Consider the following 22,398-nt stretch of genomic DNA (forward strand, 5'->3'; position numbering starts at 1 on the left):
CCAGACAGGAGGCCCCGATGACGACACTCACCCGCCGCGCCACGCTGATTGCCGCCGCAACCGGTCTTGCCACCCCCGCGCTGATTTCTGGCGCATCCGCCCAAACCGTGCCCTCCGAAACGCCCCCGCGTGCGCCCTATCGTCGGCTGAAACTCGGCGAGTTTACCCTGACCACGCTTTTGGCGGGTACGCGGCCAATGACGGAGCCGCAAACGATCTTTGGGCTCAACGCAACGGCTGAAGAATTTGCGGCGCTTTCGGCTCAGGCCTTTATTCCGGCTGATGCCTCTCTCAACGGGTTCACGCCGACTTTGGTGGAAACCGGCTCAGAAGTGGTGCTCTTTGATACCGGGCTTGCCCCAGAGGGGATCACTGCCGCGCTCTCCGCCGCAGGTGTTGCACCCGAAACGGTGACGCTTGTCGTGCTAACCCATATGCATGGCGACCATATTGGCGGCTTGAGCGATGGCACCACGCTCACCTTCCCCAATGCGCGCTATGCCACCGGCAAGGTGGAATATGACTATTGGGCCGGGGCGGGGAATGCGGGCTTTGACGCCAAAGTGCGCCCGCTCGCCGATCAGATGACCTTTTTGGCAGATGGCGACAGCCCAGCCGAAGGGCTGACCGCGATCTTTGCGCCGGGGCACACGCCGGGCCATATGGCCTTTCGTATCGACAGCGCCGGGCAGAGCCTGATCCTGACGGCCGATACCGCGAACCACTATGTTTGGTCGCTCCAGCGCCCCGATTGGGAGGTGAAATACGATATGGACGCGCCCCAAGCCGCCGCCACCCGCCACAAGCTTTTGGGGATGATCGCCGCCGAACGGCTGCCCTTCATCGGCTATCACATGCCCTTCCCGGGCGTTGGCTTCTTGGAGGCGAAGGGCGAGGGCTTCCGCTTCGTCCCAGCCAGTTATCAATTCGACCTCTAAGCCTATCCCAAAACGCCAAACCCCGGCGTGGTGGCATCAGCCATCACGCCGGGGCGGGCGCGTCCCCGATTGAGAGACGTAGTTTAAAACCGGGCGCTTAGGCCGCGTCGTTGATATCCATGCGCACCAAGGTTTGGTTGAGCAGGATATAGGCGATTTCGCCGAAGGTGACCGGGCCGGTGAAGCCACCGGTACGCTGGCCTTCCAACTCGCCATAGAGATAGTTCAGGATGCAGTTGCACGAATATTGGCCCGTGCCACCGTCGCCCGCGCCTTGCGCGAAGGCTTGCGAATAGGAGCCAAGCGCATTGGCCATGCGATATTCGACGCCCGCAACGACCGGGGCATAGAATTTCACTTCGCCGGTTTCGGTATCAACCGATTGGATCGAGACGTTCACCAGCGCGCCCGAATAGTTCGCCACAAGCGGCAGACGAGTGTCGATCTTGTTGTCGGTGATGTAGTCGGCCAGTTTCACTTGCTCGCCGTTCACCATCGCAGTTTTGGCCGAGAAGCCATTGTCTTCGAAGGTGAAGCTCAGCTTCGCATCGTCGCCTTGGGCAAAGATGTTGAGAATATCGAGGTCGATCTGCGCGCCTTCGGGCAGCGCCACGTGCAACAGCACCGCACCTTCGTCATAGCCCACACCGGTCGAGCCATCGAACACTTTCGGGGCTTTTTTGCCGATGTCATCCAGATGCACGCCGGTAATCCATCCCGCAAGCGGCTGGTCAAACAGGCCCGGATAGGTTTGGCCATCCACGGCAAATTGCGAATGCGCCACCGAGAACGCCGGGATCATGATCATCGTCACGCCGCCCGCTTTATAGCCCTCGGAGATCGTCGGCAGGCCCGCAACATCCACATGGCGCGGCGTGGCGCCGGTCGCTTTGGCGAAGGTGGTGCAGAAAAGCTTGTCGCGCACCACGGCACCGCCGTTTTCAGTCACGAAATAAACGGTGGTGCCACCGATCCACGCGCCCTTGGGCAGTTGCACCAGCAGAGCCTCGTCGCCCGCGATCACCATGACATCGCCCGCGTCGATCCGGGCAGCAGCCTCGGTGACGGTCAACATTTCATTTTTCATACGCGTCTCTCCCGTCAAAATTTCGCAACGTCAGCAACGGCGAAGCTGTTCTTCGCCACAAAGTCCCGCAACTCGCCCATTTTGGCCGAAAGAGTCGCAGGCGCGTCCGCCACCTCACGGCGCAGACGGGTAATCAAAATGCGCGTGGCCAGAGAGGCCGAAGACAGGTCAGAATCGTTGGTCAAAACCCGCTTCCAGCGGGGATCGTTCAGATCAGGAATCATGGGCGCTCCTCCATAGAGATCGCGACGAAATAGCGCAGCAATCTGTTAAGATGGCGTTTCTAAAAAATGGAAATTCCTACCTTTGACATGTGCGCTGAACCTGCCATGTTAGCGCCGAAGCATTTGAGATGGGCCCTGAGGCCCGGGAAGGCCCGGTATGACAGCCATATTGACCGTTACCCTTAACCCCACCGTAGATTTATCTATTTTTGCTGATCAGGTCGCGCCAGAGCGCAAGCTGCGCTGCTCGCGCCCCGATACGGACCCCGGCGGCGGCGGGTTGAATGTGAGCCGCGCCATTTCCGCGCTTGGCGGGCATTCGACCGCTTTTGTGGCGCTTGGCGGCCCCACTGGGGATAAGGTGATGCACCTGTTGGCAGAGCAAGGGATTGGTCTTTCCCCCTTCCCCGCGCCCGGCGAAACGCGGCAAAGCCTGACCGTGACCGATGCGAAAACCGGCGAGCAATACCGGTTCGTGATGCCGGGTCCGACGTGGTCGGGGCGCGATGTCACCAAAGTTCTGGACCGGATCGGCAAATCGGCCCCCGAAAACGGGATCGTCGTGCTTTCAGGCAGCCAGCCCCCCGGCGTGCCAGAAGATTTCCCGGCGCGTCTGGCGACCCGCATCGCGCGCACGCGAGCGCGGTTCTTTCTAGACACATCCGGCAAGGCGCTGCATCACCTGCTGGAAGCGCAAGCCAAACCGGTTGATGTGCTGCGGATGGATGATCTCGAGGCCGAAGAACTGGCCGGGCGTCGCCTGCCCACCCGCGCCGATAGCGCCGATTTCGCACAGGAGTTGGTGCAAAAGGGCATCGCTCATGCCGTGGTGGTGGCGCGCGGGGCCGATGGCAACGTGCTTGCCACGCTCACCGAACGTTGGGTGGCGCAAGCCGTGCCCGATAAGGTGATCTCTAAAGTCGGTGCGGGCGATAGTTTTGTGGCCGCTTTCACGCTGAGCCTTGGGCGCGGGCTGAGCCTGCCCGAAGCGCTGCGCTGGGGTGCCTCCGCCGCAGCGGCAGCGGTGACGACCCCGGCCACCGACCTGTGCACCGAACGCGATGTGAAACGACTGCTGCGCGGCTCGACGCTGGAGCGGATCTGATCTTCAATCGGTGGTGCGGATGCCCGCGCCACCGCTGAAAAAGCCCGTCATCTTCGACTTGGTGCACATATTGCCCCCGGGGAATTTCTCCGTGGGACAAGTGGGGGCTGCGCCCCTGCCCCGTCAGGTCCGGTCGCGCCAGCGGTTGACCATCGGATAGCGCCGATCAAGCCAGAAGGCGCGGGTCGTAAGCCGTGGCCCCGGCGCGGATTGGAAGCGCTTCCATTCGGAAATATAAAGCAGATGTTCGATCCGCTGCACCGTCGCGCGGTCAAAGCCCGCGGCGGTGATTTCGTCGATTGATTGATCTTCTTCGACCAGCCGCTCCAAGATCGCGTCCAGCACCTCATAGGGCGGCAGGCTATCTTCATCTTTTTGGTTGTCGCGCAACTCGGCTGAGGGCGGCTTCTCGATGATCGACACCGGCACCGCAACGCCCGCGGGCCCCTTCATCCACGCCCGATGGTTTTCATTGCGCCAACGGCAGGTTTCAAAGACGCGGGTTTTATAGAGGTCTTTGAGCGGGTTATAACCGCCCGCCATATCGCCATAAATCGTGCAATAGCCCACCGCGACCTCGGATTTATTGCCGGTGGTGAGCAGCATGCCGCCAAATTTGTTAGAGATCGCCATCAGCATCACGCCACGCAGGCGCGATTGGATATTTTCTTCGGTCACATCCGGGTTTGTCTCCGCCAGAACATGGGCCAGCGCGCCCTCCACCGCATGGCGGCTCTCTTCAATGGAAACCGTATCAAGCTTGCAGCCAAGCCCCATCGCAGCCGCCGCCGCATCCTCAAGCGAGGCTTGCGAGGTGTAGCGCGAGGGCAGCATCACGCAATGCACATTTTCCGCGCCCAAAGCATCGGCAGCAATCGCCGCCACCAGCGCAGAATCCACCCCGCCTGAAAGGCCGAGCACCGCTTTTTTGAAGCCCGACTTGCCAAGGTAATCCGCCAAGCCCAGCACCATTGCGCGATAATCTTGTTCAATATCGCCGGGCTGCAGCGCCATTGGGCCGGGGCACGGGGCCCAACCCTGGGCGCCTTTTTCAAAATCCAGATGTTCAATGGCTTCTTCAAAGGCCGGAAGCTGCGCAACCACATCGCCTTTGGCATCCAGCACGAAGCTTGCCCCGTCAAAGAGCTGATCATCCTGCCCGCCGACCATATTGAGGTAGACAAGCGGCAGCCCCGTTTCAGCCACCCGCGCACGGGTCACATCCAGACGTAAGTCCAGCTTTTGGCGACGATAGGGCGAGCCGTTGGGCACAAAGAGCATCTCCGCCCCCGCGCCTGCCAATGCGGCCGCAACATCAGCGTGCCACGCATCTTCGCAAACCGGCAGGCCAAAACACAAAGGCCCCAGCGTCACCGGCGCGCCGATGGGCCCCGAATCGAACAGGCGCATTTCGTCAAAAACGTCGTCATGCGGCAGGTGATGTTTGAGCACCTGTGCCGCGACTTGGCCGTCTTTCAAAATCCAATAGGCGTTATAGCTGCCCGTTTCATCCCACCACGGGCCACCAATGCCCAGCGCGGGGCCATCTTCGATCCGTGCGGCAAGCGCCGTCATCGCCGCCATCGCATCGCGCACGAAGGCGGGTTTGAGCACCAAATCCTGCGTTTGATACCCCGTCAGGAACATTTCGGGCAGCATCACAAGGTTTGCCCCCGCCGCGCGACCCGCCTCCCAAGCGGCAAAGGCCTTCTCGGCATTGGCATCAAGCGCGCCCACGGTGGCGTTGAGCTGGGCAAGGGTCAGGCGGAAGCGGTCGGTCATGGGCATCCCGGAATGGTTTTTCTTCATGTAGCCGCCCCAAGCGGCAGAGAAAAGCCTTGGCCGCCCATTCCCACCCTTTGGGTGCGCTTGTTTCTGCCGCGCCTGCACACTAGGCTAAGTGCATGGGATCTGATCAGGGAACCACCATGAAGCAGGCACGTCGTTTCGGACTGGCACTGGCGGTGGCGCTTGTCGCAACCTCTGCGGGGGCACAAGACGTCATCACCAAGCAATACGAGGATGGCGGCATCTATGAAGGCACGTTCCGCGATGGAAAGCAGGACGGCTTTGGCAAGTATAGGCTCCCCTCGGGCTATGAATACGAGGGCGAGTGGCGCATGGGCGAGATTGTCGGCCATGGGCAGGCCCGCTTTCCTGACGGATCGGTCTATGTCGGCGCTTTCGCCCGCGGCAAACCCGATGGCAAAGGCAAGATCACTTTCGCCGATGGCAGCACCTATGAAGGCGATTGGGTCGCGGGCGCGATCACCGGGCAAGGTGTGGCGCATTATGCCAATGGCACGACCTATGAAGGCCAATTCATCAATGCGTTGCATCACGGCAAAGGCGTTCTGACCGGCCCTGATGGCTACCGCTATGAGGGCACATGGGACCAAGGCGTCAAGGCCGGGCGCGGTAAGATCACCTACCCCGATGGCGCAAGCTATGAGGGGGACATGGCCGCGGGCCAACGCCATGGCAAGGGCAAGCTGACGCTGGCCACGGGCGTTGTTTATGAAGGCGATTGGGTCAATGGCCAAATGCAGGGCGAAGGTGTCCTAACCCAACCCAATGGCGACCGATATGAAGGCGGCATGCGCGCTGGCAAACGCTCGGGCGAGGGCAAAGTGCTTTACGCCAATGGCGATGTCTATGAAGGCCAGTTCCTGCTGGATAAACCGAATGGTATCGGCACCTTCCGTGGCACGGATGGCTATGTCTACACTGGCGACTGGGTCGAGGGCCGGATCGAAGGCAAAGGCCGCGCCGAATTCCCCGATGGCTCGGTCTACGAGGGTGAATTCAAATATGACATGCCCGAGGGCACGGGCCGCATCACCTACCCCGATGGCGCCACCTATGAGGGGGACTGGACCGCGGGCGTGATCGAAGGGCATGGCGTGGCGCGCTACGCCAACGGGCTTGTTTATGAAGGCGATTTCTTGGCCGCACGCCAGCACGGGAAGGGCAAAATGACCTATCCCGATGGCTACACCTACGAAGGCGATTGGGCCGATGGCCAGCGGCAAGGCGAAGGCACCGCCATTCATCCCGATGGCACAATTTATACCGGCGGCTTTGTCGCTGGGCAGCGCGAGGGCTTTGGCACGCTGCAAATGCCCGACGGCTTCACCTATGCGGGCGCTTGGGTCGATGGCGAAATCGACGGGCCGGGCAAAGCCACCTATGCCAATGGCGATGTCTATGAGGGCATGTTCGTCCGCGGACGCCGCCAAGGCAAAGGCGTGATGCGCTACGCCTCGGGCGAGGTCGAAGGCGGCGTTTGGGAAGAAGATCGGCTGGCAAAACCCGCCGAATTACTGCCTCCGGCCCCGGTCGACACACAGGCGCCCAAAAACTAGGCAGATGCGGCGATTTGCTCCATCGCCGCCTTTTTCAACATGCCATGCCTCGGCAAGCCTGAATCCTGACACCACTTGTTTGGCGCGCCCTTTTAAAAAAGGCAGATCGCCGTTGTTTTGACGCAGTTTTGCCCTAATTTCCTATCGGAAAAGCCAACTCCCGGTTGTGGGTGACCAAGTGTTAAGGAACTAGTAGTAGAGTGTTGGGTGCGGTAGGAAACAAGTGACGTCCGGGAATCGGTTAACAGAATCGGTGATCGGAATTTGTTTGCTCTTGCGCCTATTGGAACAGGTTCGGTGGTAAGGTGAGCAAGCACTACGACGAAGATCTGACGATGGATCCCCGTGCGGAAATCGATCGTCTGTTCGACCTCGAATATGGGCGTAGGGTCGACCTCGCCTTCCGGTTCGGGTTGATCATTCTTGGTGGCGTCACGCTGAACTTATACACCGGCTTACCGATGTCACTCTACTGGATGGCAGGGCTTATCGTTCTGCATCTGATCCATTTTCTCTACATGCGCACGCGCGGCGAAACCTGTTCGCGCCGCGAGCTGCTGATTAGCGGCGCGACCTATTGGGCGGTCGTCGCGGCCTTCATCTGGTTGCCCGCTTGGATGATCGTGCAAGAAGACCCTGCGCTCCGCATTGGCGGCGCGGCAGGCATTGGGGCGCTCCTTGTCTTTTTGATCCACCGCGCCGACCGCGTGCTGACGGTCATGTTGGGTGAGATCGCGGTGATCGGCGCGGCGATTGTCTGGATTCTTTACGAAACGCTGCTGAAGATCGACTCGCTGAGCGCGCAGATCGGCGTGGCGGTGACCGGCGGCGGGCTTTGGATCTATTTCTCGGTGACCATGTTCACCAACCGTCGTATCCGGATCGAGGCTGAACGCGCGGCGCAACGCTCGGTTCAGGCGCAAAAGATGGAAGCGATCGGCCAGCTTGCGGGCGGTGTGGCGCATGATTTCAACAACATCCTGACGGCGGTGATCGGCAATCTGGACCTTTATGAGGGGCTCGAAACCGATGCAGATCGTCAGGCGGCCGTGAACGAAGCGCGCATGGCGGCCTCTCGCGCCTCTGACCTTGTGCAACAGCTTCTGGCCTATGCACGGCGTTCGCCGATGCAGGTGGCCCGCCGCGATGTGGGCGCGCTTTTGGAGCAGCTTGAACTGCTCACGCGGCGGCTTTTGCCCGCGCGCATCACGCAAACCTTTGAAGCGCCGCGCGACCCGCTTTGGGTGGCGCTTGATGAAAGCCAGTTTATCACTGCGTTGGTGAACCTTGTGGTGAACGCGCGTGATGCCATGCCCGATGGGGGGACGCTCACCGTCACAGCCCGCCCGGTGCATTTGTTCACGGAAGACCAACTGGCCGATGGCACGGTTTTGGCGGCAGGCGAATACGCTGAGGTCACCGTGGCAGACACCGGCACCGGGATCCCGGACGAGATTTTGCGCCGCGTGACCGAACCCTTCTTCACCACAAAAGAGGTGGGTCAAGGCTCTGGCCTCGGGCTCAGCATGGTCGAAGGCTTCGTGCGCCAATCTGGCGGCAGCCTCTCGATCAATTCCTCGGATGAGGGCACGGCAATGCATCTGTTGCTGCCAATTGCCGCTTCCGATGGCGCGCTGGATGACACGGCTGCGGCGATGAATGCCAATGTGCCGCCTTCCGCTTCTGTCCCCTCAATCTCGTTTCATGATGCTCATTCGGCGGCCAAAGCCGAAGGCGAGCCTGCGCCAGAGCCGAACGGGCGCCGCCCGCAAAGCCTGTTTCCGGGCCTGCGCTATTCTGCCTGAGGCGGCTTTTGGGGGTTTTCATTTCCCCCGCGCCTCGGCATAGTCGCCCCATGACACGGATGCCGATCAGTTTGGCTTGCACGACCGGGGCGTTTGCGCCCTGTCTTCCCGTGTCCGGTCTCCTTCTTCTGAGCCTGCTCTGAGCGTGCCCTTGGGCGCGACCGCTCAGAGATGGACAGCGCCCAACATCCCAAACCACAAGCGAGATGCTGGCATTTGGGACCGAGCAAGGCTAAGACACTGAAAAATCCGACTGACCGAGACCCAGACCATGACCGATAAATCCCGCGTTCTGATTTTCGACACCACTTTGCGCGACGGCGAACAATCGCCCGGCGCCACCATGACCCATGAAGAGAAGCTCGAAATTGCGATGCTGCTCGACGAGATGGGCGTGGATATCATCGAGGCCGGTTTCCCGATCGCCTCGGAAGGCGATTTCGAGGCGGTCTCCGCCATCGCCAAAGCCTCCAAAAACTCGGTGATCGCCGGGCTGTCGCGCGCCAATTACAAAGATATTGACCGCTGTTGGGAGGCGGTGAAACACGCGGCCCGCCCGCGCATTCACACCTTCATCGGCACCTCGCCGCTGCATCGGGGCATTACCAACCTCGATCAAGAAGAGATGCTGACCCGCATCCAAGATACTGTCGCCCATGCGCGCAACCTGTGCGACAACGTGCAATGGTCGGCGATGGACGCGATCCGCACCGAGCGCGATTACCTGTGCCGCGTTGTAGAATGCGCGATCAAGGCGGGCGCCACCACGATCAACATCCCCGACACTGTGGGATACACCCTGCCCTCAGAAAGCGCCGAAATCATCGCCATGCTGATGGAAAAGGTGCCCGGCGCGGATGAGATCATTTTCGCCACCCATTGCCACAATGACCTTGGCATGGCGACCGCGAACGCCTTGGCCGCTGTTTCGGCAGGGGCGCGCCAAATCGAATGCACGATCAACGGCTTGGGTGAACGTGCGGGCAACACCGCGCTCGAAGAGGTCGTGATGGCGCTCAAGGTCCGTAAGGATCTGATGCCCTATCAAACCGGCATCGACACCACCAAGATCATGCATCTGTCGCGCCGCGTGGCGCAGGTGTCCGGCTTCCCGGTGCAGTTCAACAAAGCCATCGTCGGGAAGAACGCGTTCTTGCATGAAAGCGGCATCCACCAAGATGGCGTTTTGAAAAACGTCGAAACCTTCGAGATCATGAAACCCGCCGATATTGGGATCACTGAAACCAATATCGCGATGGGCAAGCACTCTGGGCGCGCCGCGCTGCGCTCCAAGTTGAATGATCTCGGCTTTGAACTGGCCGATAACCAGCTCAATGATGTCTTCGTGCGGTTCAAGGCCCTCGCCGACCGGAAGAAAGAGATCTATGACGACGACCTGATCGCGCTGATGACCGACAGCGCCGCCAACACCGACAGCGACTATCTGCAGGTGCAATGGCTCCGCGTGACCTGCGGCTCGGATGGCCAAGAGGCGGAACTGCAATTGCTGGTCAACGGGGTGGAAAAATCCGCTCGCGTGCCGGGCGATGGGCCGGTGGATGCCTGCTTCAAAGCGGTGAAGGCGATCTACCCGACCGATGCGCATCTGAAGCTTTATCAGGTTCATGCCGTGACCGAAGGGACCGATGCGCAAGCCACGGTTTCGGTGCGGCTTGAAGAGGCCGGTCGCATCGTCACCGGATCGGCAGCGGATACCGATACGATCTTGGCCTCGGTCAAAGCTTATGTCGGTGCGCTGAACCGCCTGCGGGTGCGCAGCCAGAAAACCGCGCCCGATGCAGATGTAAAATCGGTCAGCTACAAGCTCTGATCGCAGATCCAAATCCCGAAGGCGCCCTAATGGGGCGCCTTTTTTCTGCGCTCACCGCAAAAAGCGCACGAATTCGTGAGAAGTTGCAAAAGTGACTCTTTGGGCGACTTATCGAGATTTCTACCTCAATATAAATCGAGAAAAGGTAAGCCCTTCGCGGATTGCCGCCCGCCCCTTTTGCCTATTTCGGGAATCGTCTTCCCCCAAAGCGCGGCTTTGAATATATGGTCCCGGCACCGGACTCGGGCGGCGAGTCGCGGACCAATCACTATGGGAACAGATCTATGGGCCTTGGCGGCATTTTCTCCTCCGATATGGCGATCGACCTCGGTACGGCGAACACGCTCGTCTACATCAAGGGCAAAGGCATCGTGCTCAACGAGCCCTCGGTGGTGGCTTACCATGTGAAAGATGGCAAAAAGCAAGTCTTGGCCGTCGGCGAAGACGCCAAGCTGATGCTCGGCCGGACGCCCGGTTCGATTGAAGCCATTCGCCCGATGCGCGATGGCGTGATTGCCGATTTCGACAGCGCGGAAGAGATGATCAAACATTTCATCCGCAAAGTGCACAAACATACGACGTTCTCGAAGCCGAAGATTTTGGTCTGCGTGCCCCATGGCGCGACCCCGGTGGAAAAGCGCGCGATCCGTCAATCGGTGCTTTCGGCAGGCGCACGCCGCGCGGGCCTCGTGGCCGAACCGATTGCTGCCGCGATTGGTGCCGGCATGCCGATCACCGACCCCACGGGGAACATGGTCGTCGATATCGGCGGCGGCACCACCGAGGTGGCGGTGCTTTCGCTCGGTGATATCGTTTATGCGCGTTCGGTCCGCGTCGGCGGTGACCGTATGGACGAAGCGATCATTTCCTACCTGCGCCGCAACATGAACCTGTTGATCGGGGAATCCACCGCCGAGCGGATCAAAACCACCATCGGCACCGCACGGATGCCCGATGATGGCCGCGGCTCCAGTCTTTTGGTGCGTGGGCGCGACCTGCTGAATGGTGTGCCGAAAGAAATAGAGATCAACGGCGCGCAAGTCGCCGAGGCGCTGGCCGAACCGGTGCAGCAAATCTGCGATGCGGTCATGCAGGCGCTCGAAACCACGCCGCCCGATCTCGCGGCCGATATTGTGGACCGTGGCGTGATGCTCACGGGCGGCGGCGCCCTGCTGGGTGAACTTGATCTGAGCCTTCGCGAACAAACCGGGCTTTCGATCTCGATTGCCGATCAATCGCTCAATTGTGTTGCTTTGGGCACCGGCAAGGCGCTGGAATACGAAAAGCAACTGCGCCATGTGATCGACTACGACAGCTGACGCCCCAAGCGCCAAGTGCCGAGCCGTGAGCGGAGGGTTTCGTGGCGAAAGACCGTGATGAAGATTACGCCGGACCGCTGCGCCGCATTCTGATTGCGGTGCTTGCGCTTTTGCTGGCAATCACCTTCTTGGCGTGGCGCATTGATAGCGTGCGCGTGGAAAGGCTGCGCGCGGGCTTCATTGACCGTTTTGTGCCGACGTTTGACTGGGCAATGGTCCCTGTGACCAAAGCGCTTGGCATGGTTGAGGGCTTCCAAAGCTACGTTCGAATTTACGAGCAAAACCAAGAACTGCGCCGCGAATTGCAGCAGATGAAGGCTTGGAAAGAGGCGGCGGTACAGCTTGAGCAGCAAAACGCCAAGCTGCTGTCGCAAAACCAAGTGCGTCTTGACCCGAAACTGACCTCGGTCTCAGGCGTGGTGCTGGCCGATAGCGGCTCGCCCTTCCGGCAATCGGTGCTTTTGAACGTGGGCGCGCGCGATGGCGTTGTGGATGGTTGGGCCACGATGGACGGGCTTGGCCTTGTGGGGCGCATTTCGGGTGTAGGCAAATCCACCAGCCGCGTGGTGCTTTTGACAGATACCGCCTCGCGCGTGCCAGTCACAATCCAACCCTCGGGCCAGCGCGCGATGCTGACGGGCGACAATTCGATGTTGCCGCCGCTCGATTTCTTGGAAAATCCCGATCTTGTGCGCCCCGGTGACCGGGTGGTGAGTTCAGGAGACGGTGGCGTCTTCCCGGCGGGGCTTTTGGTTGGCCAAGTCGTGCAAGGCCAAGACCGCCGCTTGCGGGTATTGCTGGCCGCAGATTACGAACGGCTCGATTTCTTGCGCGTGCTCCGCTCGCATCCGGTGGAGCCGATCACCGAAATTGGCCCGCTGGTCGCCCCCTCAGAAGCGCCGCTGCCCACCGATGCAACGGAGGATACGGATGGTTGATCCGATCACCTCCCGGCGCGTCATGCATATGGGGCTTTACCTCGCTATCGTGCTGCTGCTGCTCTTTTTGCGGCTTTTGCCGACCAATCCGGTGTCAACAGGCATTCCGGGACCGGATCTGACACTCGCGCTCACCATCGCTTGGGTGATGCGCCGCCCCGATTATGTGCCTGCCTTGCTGATTGTGGCGGTCTTTTTGCTGGAAGATCTGATGCTTTGGCGCCCGATTGGCCTTTGGACGCTGATCGTGCTCTTTGGCACCGAATTTCTGCGCGCCCGAGAAGAGGGCTCCCGCGACCTGCCCTTTGCGCTGGAAATGGCATTGGTGGGCGGTGTGATGGTGGCGATGCAGGTGCTCGACCGCTTCATTTTGGGGCTTTTGATGGTCGATCAACCGCCACTGGGGCGCGAGCTTTTGCGCATGCTGATGACGCTGATCGCCTATCCCTTCGTCGTGGCCTTCTCGGCATTGGCCTTTGGCCTGCGCCGTCCCGCCACCGGCGAGGTGGATGATTTCGGCCGACCGATCTGAGGGGGGTAGCATGAAGGGACTGCGTCGCCGCAATACCGCCGCCACTCAGGCCAGCCGCACCACGATCACCCGGCGTGGCCTGATGTTGGGCGCGGCGCAGGCGGCCATCGTGGCCACCTTGGGGCTGCGGATGCGGCATATGCAACTCGACCAAGCCGATGAATACCGGATGCTGGCCGAGGGCAACTCGGTCAAAATCCGCCTGATCCCCCCGGCGCGCGGGCTGATTTATGACCGAAATGGCGTGTTGCTTGCGGGCAATGAACAAAACTACCGCGTGACCATGACGCGCGAAGATGCCGATGATGTGGAGCAGGAGCTGGCCGATCTACGCCGCTTGATCCCGATCACCGATGATGAGGCCGAAGAGCTTTTGGATGAGCTGAAGCGCCGCCCTCCAAATGCGCCGATCACCTTGGCGGACCGGTTGAGTTGGGAAGAGTTCTCGCGTGTCGCGGTGAATGCGCCTGCTCTGGCAGGGGTGACACCCGAGGTGGGGCTGTCGCGCTTTTACCCGCATGGGCCAGATTTTGCCCATGTGATCGGCTATGTCGGCCCGGTGTCGGATTATGACCTTTCGAAGCTGGAAAACCCCGACCCGCTTTTGCGTATCCCACGGTTCCAGTTGGGGAAATCGGGGGTTGAGGCGAAGCTCGAAGACGATCTGCGCGGCAAAGCCGGGCAGCGCCGCGTGGAAGTAAACTCCGCCGGGCGCGAGATGCGTGAATTGGGCCGCCGTGAAGGTGATCCGGGCACGGCCTTGCAATTGACCCTCGATACACGGCTTCAAAACTTTGCCCTTGCCCGGCTGGGCGAAGAAAGCGCCGCTGCCGTGGTGATGGATGTCACGAATGGCGATGTGCTGGCGATTTCCTCCGCGCCCTCTTTCGATCCCAACCTCTTCGTGCGCGGTATTTCATCGGCCGATTACAAGGCGTTGATGGAAGACGATCACCGCCCCTTGGCCGACAAAACGGTGCAGGGTCTCTACCCCCCCGGTTCCACCTTCAAGATGGTCACGCTGATGGCTGCGCTCGAAGCGGGCGTGATCGGCCCCGAAGAAACGGTGCGCTGCCCGGGCTATGTCGAATATGGCGGTCGGCGATTCAATTGCTGGAAACGAGCAGGCCACGGCCGGGTGAATGCGTGGCAAAGTCTCGAGCAAAGCTGCGACGTTTATTTTTACGAAGTCTCGCAAAAGGTCGGGATCGAAGCGATCTCGGCGATGGCGCGCAAATTGGGGATCGGCGTTCGCCATGATCTGCCGATGTCGGCGGTGGCCGAGGGCAATGCGCCAACCAAGGAATGGAAGGCCGCACGCTACGGCAAAGACTGGCTTGTGGGCGACACGATCAACGCCTCGATCGGGCAAGGATATGTGCTGGCCTCGCCTTTACAGCTTGCGGTGATGGCTTCGCGGATCGCTTCTGGCCGAGCGGTGAAACCGCGGCTCTTGCGCGCGCGCGATGGGATCGAAGTACCCGTTGAGGACGCCCCAGAGCTGGATGTGAAAGACACCAGCCTAGCGATGGCACGCAAGGGCATGTGGGCGGTGGTGAACGGATCGCATGGCACGGCGGGCCGTTCCAAAATCGCGGCGGCGGAATGGACGATGGCGGGCAAAACCGGCACCTCGCAGGTCCGCTCGACCGTGGTGAACAACAATTCCGTGCCATGGGAACAGCGCGACCATGCGCTTTTTGTCTGCTTCGCCCCGGTCGATAACCCGAAATATGCCGTTTCGCTGATTGTGGAACATGGCGGTGGCGGCTCCACCGCAGCGGCACCGATTGCGCGCGACATCATGCTTTTTGCGCTGGCCGGTGGCTTACCCCCGCTCGCGGCTTACCCTTCGAGCCAACGCGAGCAAGCCCGGCGCCGTCTTGATGATCTTGATCTGATCGACCCGGAGACAATCGCGCCACCAACGCGCAGCCGGGCGTAAGGAGCGGCCATGTCTTACCTTGAGAGCAACCTCAAAACCATGCCCGCAGGCCCGGCGAAGGTGCTGTACCTGAACTGGCCGCTGATCATCTTGCTCACTGCGGTGGCCTGCGCGGGCTTCTTGATGCTTTACTCCGTCGCGGGCGGAAATTTGGAGACTTGGGCCGAGCCACAGATGAAACGCTTTGGCGTGGGCATGGCGGCGATGCTGGTGGTGGGGCTGACGCCGATTTGGTTTTGGCGCAACATCTCTGGCGTGGCCTATGTGGTGGCGCTTTTGCTGTTGCTGGCGGTGGAGTTTTTTGGTGCCATCGGCATGGGGGCGCAGCGCTGGCTGGAAATTGGCCCACTCCGCATCCAACCCTCTGAATTGATGAAGATCTCCATCGTGATGCTGCTGGCGGCCTATTACGATTGGCTGCCGGTGGAAAAGGTCTCGCATCCGCTTTGGGTGGCCATTCCGGTCGCGCTGATCTTGCTGCCTACCTTCTTGGTGCTCACCCAGCCCGACCTAGGGACGGCGGTGATGCTGGTGATGGGCGGCGGTTTTGTCATGTTCGCCGCAGGCGTGAGCCTTTGGTATTTTGGCACCGTCATCGCGATGGTGGTTGGGCTGGTCTTTGCCGTTTTTGAAAGCCGTGGCACCTCTTGGCAGCTTTTGCACGAATACCAGTTCAAGCGCATCGACACCTTCCTTGACCCCGCGGCGGACCCGCTTGGCGCGGGCTATAACATCATGCAGGCGCAAATCGCGCTTGGCTCGGGCGGCTGGTCGGGGCGCGGCTTCATGCAAGGCACGCAAAGTCACCTGAACTTCCTGCCTGAAAAGCACACCGACTTCATCTTCACCACTTTGGCTGAGGAATTTGGCTTTGTGGGCGCCTTTGGGCTTTTGATGCTCTATGTCGGTATCATCGCCTTCGCAACCTATACCGCGCTTGCCACCAAAGACCGCTTTGCCTCGCTCGTTTCGCTCGGCGTGGCGGGGACGTTCTTCTTTTTCTTCGCCATCAATATGGGCATGGTGATGGGGCTGATGCCGGTGGTGGGCGTGCCTTTGCCGCTGGTCAGCTACGGCGGCACGGCTATGATGATCTTGCTGGCCGCCTTTGGCCTTGTGCAAAGCGCCCATGTCCACCGCCCAAGATAAAGGCCCCCAATGCTCACCCTTCTCTTCGCCGATCGGATCGAAAACTGGCCCGCCTATGAGCCCGCGCTGAAGGCGGTGCTCTCCGAGGCCGGTATCGCGGCGCAGATTCTGCTGCCACCAGTTGATCCGGCCAGCGTCGATTACATCATCTATTCGCCCCTTGGCCCGGTGCAGGACTTCACCGCCTATACCAACACCAAAGCGGTGATGAACTTATGGGCCGGTGTGGAGCGCGTGGTGGGCAACGCCACGCTGACGCAACCTTTGTGCCGCATGGTCGATGAGGGGCTAGAACGCGGCATGATCGAATGGGTCACGGGCCATGTGCTGCGCGCACATTTGGATATTGATTTCTTCCTCACCCACCAAGATGGCCTCTGGCATCACCAAGGCCATGTGCCCCCCCTCGCCCGCGACCGATCCGTGGTGATTTTGGGGATTGGCGCCTTGGGCGGGGCCTGTGCGACCACGCTGGCAGGACTTGGATTTAACGTGACAGGCTGGAGCCGCACACAAAAGGCGCTGCCCGGTGTCACCTGCCTCTCTGGCCCCGAAGGGTTGCGCGACGCGCTAAGTAAAGCGGAAATCCTTATTACCGTGCTGCCCAATACGCGAGAAACAACCGATCTGCTGAATGCCGAAACACTGGCGCTGATGCCCAAAGGCGCGGTGATCCTCAACCCCGGGCGTGGCAATCTGATTGATGACGACGCGCTTTTGGCAGCGCTTGATGCGGGCCAGATCGCTCATGCCACACTGGATGTGTTTCGGGTAGAGCCTTTGCCGCCCGAGCATCCCTATTGGGCGCATCCAAAGGTCACCGTGACCCCGCATATTGCCGCCGAAACCCGCCCCGCCTCTGCTGCACGGGTAATCGCCGAGAATATCCGCCGTTTTGAGGCAGGTGAGGAGCCGCTACATTTGGTCGAGCGCGGGCGCGGCTATTAAGGCAGATAGGGCAGGATCGGTGCGACCGCGCGACCGTCGGACCATTGCCCCATATCGAAGGTGAGCTGGTCTGCACGAACGCCTTGGGCGACCACCTGATCCAGCCCACGCCATAGGTAGGCGTAATCCAACGTATCAACGCTGCCCACACCATCCAGCAACAGCGTGGCCAGCCACGGGCGGAAAAAGCTTGTATCATCGGTGGCTTGTTCGTGGTTCGCGAAAAGCCCCGGGCAGCCATGCCTATCGCTTTGCGACAGAAACATTTTCTTGTGCGGCGTTGCGATCCAGCCAAAGGGGGCCTGCCAATGCTCCTTCGGCACGATCCAATCATCCGCCCCGTGCAAAATGGCCACCGGCATCGTCAACGCCGCCCCGGTCACTTGCAAATCAACATCGCTTTGCGTGCGCGCCAGTGCCGCGCCAAGTTGCATTGGCGCCTGCGCCTTGGCGGTGGTCGTTCCGCTCGGGATCGGATCAGCTGTCAACACTTGCAGCGGCATCAATTGCGCCGGATAACCGCCCGCCTGCACATAATAGGGCCAGCTCAGCGCAAAGAGCCCCCCAAGCGAATGGCCATAGACATAGGTATCGACCTCCGTCCCCGGACCAAAACCACAGCGTGCATACGCCCCGGCCACACTCTCCAAAGCGTTTTGTAGCCACTTTTCTTGTGACGGGCGTCCCTCTCCTATCACCTCATCCAAAAGCTCGGCCAAGGTCATCAACCCGGTATCGGGGAAGCTACAAAAGCCGGTTTGGAAATTGGGGAAAAACACGGTCGTGCCCTGTTTCACCAGATGCTCCAGATGCGCGCGGTAGATTTGCGACGCACCAAGCACGAAGCCATGCAAAAAGATCACCGCCCGCATCCGCCCCTGCGAATCGCGCCAAGGCGTATCGGGGCGGTAAACCTCTATGTAGCTGCCTTTTTGACAATCCCCGAACCGCTCCACGGTGAAGGTTTCCGAGCTGTAATTATAGCTCGGCGCAGCGGGAGGCTTTGGTCGCCAGCGCCCGACAAGGCGGCAAAGCGTGGCCTCTTTATAGGCGGCAAGGGTGGTGCGCAGAATGCTGAAAAGCTGGGACATGGCGCGGGCCTCTTTCGCTGGGGCTCTCCCCATGAAATGCGGCCCGCCCCAACTGGGTCAAGCAATAGTTGCGTGACACTGCCCGCTTACAACCTTCGCTTACAGCGTAGGCAGGTCCACGCCCAATTGCGCGCACAGCTTGGCAAAGGGCCTCTCAAGCCCGCCCCAATCCGCGCCGCGCGATGCAAAAAGCGTGGCTTGAGATTGATGGATCAACCCATCCGACAAGATCTTCAGGTGGTTCGCCCGCAGCGTTTCCCCCGAAGAGGTAATATCGGCTACCGCCTCGGCGGTGAGGTTTTTCACCGTGCCCTCGGTCGCGCCTTGGCTATCGACCGACTGCCAATCCGCCACGCCCTCGCGCGTCAGGAACTCGCGCAGAAGCCGATGATATTTCGTGGCAATCCGCAGCCGATGACCATGCGCGGCACGAAATGCATGGGCCACGGCATCGAGGTCTTCGAGCGTGTCGACATCATCCCAACAGGCGGGCACAGCAATGATAAGATCGGCATGGCCAAAGCCCATCGGCGCAAGGTCGCAGACCTGCGTTTCCCAATCGGCCAGCTTTTCGCGCACAAGGTCCGACCCAGTAACGCCCAAATGAATCCGCCCCGCTGCCAATTCGCGCGGGATTTCCCCCGCCGACAGCAGCACCAGTTCCACGGCCTCCGCGCCTTCAACGGCGCCCGCATATTCCCGCTCGGACCCGGTGCGGCGCAGGGTCAACCCCCGGTCGGCAAACCAACCAAAGCACTGCTCCATCAGCCGCCCTTTGGAAGGCACGCCCAGCTTGATCGCGCTCATGACAGCCCCCCCAAATCGGCGACGAGGCCGGGGCGAATGACGCCGCCCACCGCCGGAATTTCACGCCCGCCGCCCAAAACGCGGGTCAGCGCATCATAGCGCCCGCCCGAGGCAACGGGGGGCAGCGCCGGATCGGCGGCTTCAAAGCTGAACACAAAACCATCGTAATATTCCATCGTCGCGCGACCGTGGCTTGCCTCGAAGGCGAGCGCGGTCAGGTCAATGCCTTTGGCATCCAGCGCGGCGAGACGTTTTTCCAACCGTTCAATCGCGGGGCTCAAAGCCGCAATGCCGAGATCCGCGAGCATCGCCGGGGCGCGGTCCGCGGTGCAACGCAGCGCAAACAACGCATCAAGCCGCGCCACATCTTCGGCCGCAATCGACGCAGTTTCAGCATCGGCTTTGAGCGTTGCGATCCGCGCGGCCATTTCTTCGGCGCTGCGCAGGCCGATCCACGGCGCTCCGCTTTGCGCCGCACCAGAAAGAAGCGCGACACGACTTTCCGGCACTGGGCTCAGCCCCGCATAGCGTTGCAACAACTGATGGAACCGCTTTGGGCGCCAAATATGGCGCGAAAGCGCGGCTTTGCGGGCGGGCAGCGTGTCGAGCCCCTCGACCGCCGCCCGCAAAAGCCCAATGTCGCCAATGGTGGCATTCAGATCGAGTGGCTTCAGCACCCCGGCAAAAAGCGCAAAGACCTCGGCATCCGCGGCTTCCGGGTCGGTGCGGTCAAAGACCTCATAGCCCGCTTGGAAATACTCAGCCACTCGTGCGGTGCCGCGATGGTCCTGCTTACGGAACACCTCGCCCATATAGGCATAGCGCGCAGGTTCTGCGCCTTCGGCCATATGCGCTTGCACCACCGGCACAGTGAAGTCAGGGCGCAGCATCATCTCGCCATGCAGCGGGTCCGTCGTCACATAGGCGCGGGCGCGAATATCCTCGCCGTAAAGGTCCAAAAGCGCCTCGGCGGGCTGCAAGATGTCGGGCGTGACTTCGGTGGCCCCTGCCGCCTCAAAGGCCGCAAAAATGTGCTGCCCCACGGCCCGCGATTGCGCTTTTCCGGCCATCAGTTGCCCCCGTTGCGGGCAAGGATCTCTTGCACTTTTGCAACCATATGAGCCAGAGGAACCTCAAATTGCGCGGGTTGGGATTTCCATTCTTCAACAGAAGCGGAGGCCGCGATCTTCGCGCCCAAGACCAGATCCTTGATCTGAACCACGCCACGTTCAGCCTCGTCAGCCCCTTGGATCACCGCAACCGGGCTTTGCCGTTTATCCGCATATTTAAGCTGGTTGCCGAAGTTTTTCGGGTTGCCCAGATAGACTTCCGCCCGGATGCCCGCGCGACGCAACTCCGAGGCCATCGCAAGGTAATCACCCATCCGGTCGCGGTCCATCACCGTCACCACAACGGGGCCAGCGGCCTCGCCGCCAATCCGGCCCTTCGCGCGCAGCGCGGCCAGCAGTCGGTCCACCCCGATCGAAACGCCCGTCGCCGGCACTTCTTGCCCGGTAAAGCGTTTGACAAGGTCGTCATAACGCCCGCCACCCGCGACCGAGCCAAAGCTGCGCTTGCGGCCCTTTTCGTCCAAAATTTCAAAGGTCAGTTCGGCTTCAAACACCGGGCCGGTATAATAGCCAAGACCGCGCACAACGGAGGGGTCGATCACAATCCGATCCGGGCCATAGCCTTGGGCCTCAAGAATTTGCGCAATATATTCAAGCTCATCCACGCCCTGCGCGCCCAGATCCGAGCCTGCCACCAATTCACGCAACCGCGCCGCGGTTTCCGCGCCCGTGTCGCGCTTGGCGTTCATGAAGCCCATCACCACATCGGCTTGCGCATCCGAAAGCCCCGCGCCTTTGGTAAAATCGCCCGAGGCATCCATCCGCCCCTTGCCCATCAGCGCGCGCACGCCCTCTTCGCCGAATTTGTCAAACTTATCGATCGCGCGCAGCACAATGCCGCGCTCCTCGGCAAATTTCTCAGGATCGGTCGGGTCGAGAACCCCCGCGACTTCCATCACGCCGTTCAACACTTTGCGGTTGTTGACCCGCACGATGTAATCGCCGCGCTCAATCCCCACGGCTTCCAAGGCGTCCGCCAACATGCCGCAAATCTCGGCATCCGCGGCCACGGAAGACGCGCCAACCGTGTCAGCATCACATTGATAAAACTGCCGAAACCGCCCCGGACCGGGCTTTTCGTTGCGCCAGACCGGACCCATCGTATAGCGCCGATAGGGCGAGGGCAGATCGTTGCGGAACTGCGCCGCCACACGGGCCAAGGGGGCGGTCATGTCATAGCGCAGCGCCAGCCAATCGCCGCCCTCATCTTGCCAAGCAAAGACCCCTTCATTCGGGCGATCCACATCGGGCAAGAACTTCCCCAAAGCCTCAACCGTTTCCACGGCAGAGGTTTCAAGCGCCTCAAACCCATGCGCGCGATAGACCTCGGCAATCTGTGAGAGCATCTGCGCCCGCTCGGTCACCTCAGCGCCGAAATAATCGCGGAACCCTTTCGGGGTCTCGGCGCGCGGACGACGAGGTTTTTTATCCTTGGCCATGGTCTTTACCCGTTGATTTCCTGCGCGAGGGTCTAGCGGGTAAAGGCCAGACGGGCAAGCGGCCCGGGCGCTAGCCGCCCGATTTCCCGCGCCAATCGACATAGCAAATATAGTTCACATGCACCCAGCCATGCGGGCCATTGCCGTGCCAATCGTTGATGTCGCGCATCACGGTCACTTCACGCCACGCGCCAACCGGATCAGGCGACCATGTTTCAAGGAAAGTGCCGGGCCCCAATTTCATCAGCCGCTTGGAATTGATATTGGGCCCAGCCTTCAGTGCCAACCAGTTATCGCCGTTGGGGTTGAGGTTGCACACAACATATTGCTCACCCGAATAAGCCCAAAGCGCTGTAGCCACCCCGGCGGCCAAAGCGAAGGCTGCCGTGATCGTAAGGGATTTGCGCATCTTCTCCTCCCAAATCTGCGTTCCCGTGGCCAAGCCGTGGCATATCGGCGCGCAGCGCGCTATGAGATGGGTCAAGGAGATCCGACATGGCGCAAGACACCACCCGTTTAGAAGAGATGCTGGCCCATCAGGCCAAGATGCTGGATGAGTTGAGCGAGGTCGTTGCACGCCAAGGCCGCGAATTGGACCGCCTGACCCGGTTGACGGGCCTGCTGATGGAGCGCGAGGCGGAGCGCGAATTTACAGCGGGCGGACAAATCCCCTTGGCCGATCAAAAGCCGCCGCATTGGTAAGCGCAAGCGCTTGCGGCATCACGCCGCATGCGCTTAGAAGGCC

General features: G+C 60.8%; 20 protein-coding genes. 12 read left to right on the plus strand and 8 right to left on the minus strand.

Features of this window, described 5'->3' with window-relative positions:
- Positions 1-17: 17 nt before the first annotated feature.
- On the plus strand, positions 18-938 hold the full coding sequence (locus BW967_RS05715; RefSeq protein WP_076484100.1) for an MBL fold metallo-hydrolase: 921 nt from the start codon (positions 18-20) through the stop codon (positions 936-938).
- Between the two features lie 97 nt (positions 939-1,035).
- Here the strand turns inward: BW967_RS05715 and BW967_RS05720 are convergent, their stop codons facing one another.
- Positions 1,036-2,025 carry a DUF6976 family protein gene (locus BW967_RS05720; protein WP_076484101.1) on the minus strand — a complete coding sequence of 330 codons (990 nt, stop codon included), beginning with the start codon at positions 2,023-2,025 and terminating at the stop codon, positions 1,036-1,038.
- Positions 2,026-2,039: 14 nt separating this feature from the next.
- On the minus strand, positions 2,040-2,249 hold the full coding sequence (locus BW967_RS05725) for a hypothetical protein (protein WP_076484102.1): 210 nt from the start codon (positions 2,247-2,249) through the stop codon (positions 2,040-2,042).
- Positions 2,250-2,406: 157 nt separating this feature from the next.
- Here BW967_RS05725 and BW967_RS05730 point away from each other — a divergent pair, with 157 nt between their 5' ends.
- A complete protein-coding gene (locus BW967_RS05730) occupies positions 2,407-3,354 on the plus strand; it encodes a 1-phosphofructokinase family hexose kinase (RefSeq protein WP_076484103.1) in 948 nt (315 codons plus the stop codon).
- A gap of 123 nt (positions 3,355-3,477) precedes the next feature.
- On the opposite strand, the gene BW967_RS05735 is transcribed toward BW967_RS05730, so the two are convergent.
- The gene (locus tag BW967_RS05735) at positions 3,478-5,136 is read right to left on the minus strand and encodes an NAD+ synthase (RefSeq protein WP_076484262.1); all 1,659 of its coding nucleotides are present in this window, start codon (positions 5,134-5,136) and stop codon (positions 3,478-3,480) included.
- Positions 5,137-5,282: 146 nt separating this feature from the next.
- Between BW967_RS05735 and BW967_RS05740 the strand changes: the two genes are divergently transcribed.
- The 9 genes from BW967_RS05740 (at position 5,283) to BW967_RS05780 (ending at position 17,186) form a co-directional block, all read left to right on the plus strand.
- Positions 5,283-6,719: an MORN repeat-containing protein gene (locus BW967_RS05740; protein ID WP_076484104.1), complete on the plus strand. Its 1,437-nt coding sequence runs from the start codon at positions 5,283-5,285 to the stop codon at positions 6,717-6,719.
- Between the two features lie 305 nt (positions 6,720-7,024).
- Positions 7,025-8,524 (plus strand): sensor histidine kinase, encoded by a 1,500-nt coding sequence (locus BW967_RS05745; RefSeq protein WP_139327801.1) that lies wholly within the window; start codon positions 7,025-7,027, stop codon positions 8,522-8,524.
- A gap of 271 nt (positions 8,525-8,795) precedes the next feature.
- Positions 8,796-10,355 (plus strand): 2-isopropylmalate synthase, encoded by a 1,560-nt coding sequence (locus BW967_RS05750; protein WP_076484106.1) that lies wholly within the window; start codon positions 8,796-8,798, stop codon positions 10,353-10,355.
- A 284-nt stretch (positions 10,356-10,639) separates the two neighbouring features.
- On the plus strand, positions 10,640-11,674 hold the full coding sequence (locus tag BW967_RS05755) for a rod shape-determining protein (RefSeq protein ID WP_076484107.1): 1,035 nt from the start codon (positions 10,640-10,642) through the stop codon (positions 11,672-11,674).
- A gap of 41 nt (positions 11,675-11,715) precedes the next feature.
- Positions 11,716-12,612 carry a rod shape-determining protein MreC gene (gene mreC / locus BW967_RS05760; protein WP_076484108.1) on the plus strand — a complete coding sequence of 299 codons (897 nt, stop codon included), beginning with the start codon at positions 11,716-11,718 and terminating at the stop codon, positions 12,610-12,612.
- Positions 12,605-13,144: a hypothetical protein gene (locus tag BW967_RS05765; RefSeq protein WP_076484109.1), complete on the plus strand. Its 540-nt coding sequence runs from the start codon at positions 12,605-12,607 to the stop codon at positions 13,142-13,144. Before mreC ends, BW967_RS05765 begins: the two co-directional genes overlap by 8 nt.
- A gap of 10 nt (positions 13,145-13,154) precedes the next feature.
- Positions 13,155-15,089 carry a penicillin-binding protein 2 gene (gene mrdA, locus BW967_RS05770; RefSeq protein ID WP_076484110.1) on the plus strand — a complete coding sequence of 645 codons (1,935 nt, stop codon included), beginning with the start codon at positions 13,155-13,157 and terminating at the stop codon, positions 15,087-15,089.
- Between the two features lie 9 nt (positions 15,090-15,098).
- Positions 15,099-16,238, plus strand: coding sequence for a rod shape-determining protein RodA (gene rodA / locus BW967_RS05775; protein WP_076484111.1), 1,140 nt, complete (start codon positions 15,099-15,101; stop codon positions 16,236-16,238).
- A 9-nt stretch (positions 16,239-16,247) separates the two neighbouring features.
- Positions 16,248-17,186 carry a 2-hydroxyacid dehydrogenase gene (locus BW967_RS05780; RefSeq protein ID WP_076484112.1) on the plus strand — a complete coding sequence of 313 codons (939 nt, stop codon included), beginning with the start codon at positions 16,248-16,250 and terminating at the stop codon, positions 17,184-17,186.
- Here the strand turns inward: BW967_RS05780 and BW967_RS18850 are convergent.
- The 5 genes from BW967_RS18850 to BW967_RS05805 all read right to left on the minus strand — a co-directional run bounded on the left by BW967_RS18850 (position 17,183) and on the right by BW967_RS05805 (position 22,062).
- Positions 17,183-18,277 (minus strand): lysophospholipase, encoded by a 1,095-nt coding sequence (locus BW967_RS18850; RefSeq protein ID WP_217696372.1) that lies wholly within the window; start codon positions 18,275-18,277, stop codon positions 17,183-17,185. The two genes, BW967_RS05780 and BW967_RS18850, sit on opposite strands and share 4 nt — an antisense overlap.
- A 99-nt stretch (positions 18,278-18,376) precedes the next feature.
- Positions 18,377-19,084: an ATP phosphoribosyltransferase gene (gene hisG / locus BW967_RS05790; RefSeq protein ID WP_076484113.1), complete on the minus strand. Its 708-nt coding sequence runs from the start codon at positions 19,082-19,084 to the stop codon at positions 18,377-18,379.
- The gene (locus BW967_RS05795; RefSeq protein WP_076484114.1) at positions 19,081-20,154 is read right to left on the minus strand and encodes an ATP phosphoribosyltransferase regulatory subunit; all 1,074 of its coding nucleotides are present in this window, start codon (positions 20,152-20,154) and stop codon (positions 19,081-19,083) included. Before BW967_RS05795 ends, hisG begins: the two co-directional genes overlap by 4 nt.
- On the minus strand, positions 20,154-21,653 hold the full coding sequence (gene hisS / locus BW967_RS05800) for a histidine--tRNA ligase (protein WP_076484115.1): 1,500 nt from the start codon (positions 21,651-21,653) through the stop codon (positions 20,154-20,156). Before hisS ends, BW967_RS05795 begins: the two co-directional genes overlap by 1 nt.
- A gap of 70 nt (positions 21,654-21,723) precedes the next feature.
- Complete coding sequence (locus BW967_RS05805; protein WP_076484116.1) at positions 21,724-22,062, minus strand: hypothetical protein; 339 nt, start codon at positions 22,060-22,062, stop codon at positions 21,724-21,726.
- 86 nt (positions 22,063-22,148) lie between these two features.
- On the opposite strand from BW967_RS05805, the gene BW967_RS05810 reads away from it, so the two are divergent.
- Positions 22,149-22,355: a SlyX family protein gene (locus BW967_RS05810; protein WP_076484117.1), complete on the plus strand. Its 207-nt coding sequence runs from the start codon at positions 22,149-22,151 to the stop codon at positions 22,353-22,355.
- Positions 22,356-22,398 lie beyond the last annotated feature (43 nt).

The organism is Rhodobacter aestuarii, assembly GCF_900156655.1.
Classification (GTDB): domain Bacteria; phylum Pseudomonadota; class Alphaproteobacteria; order Rhodobacterales; family Rhodobacteraceae; genus Rhodobacter; species Rhodobacter aestuarii.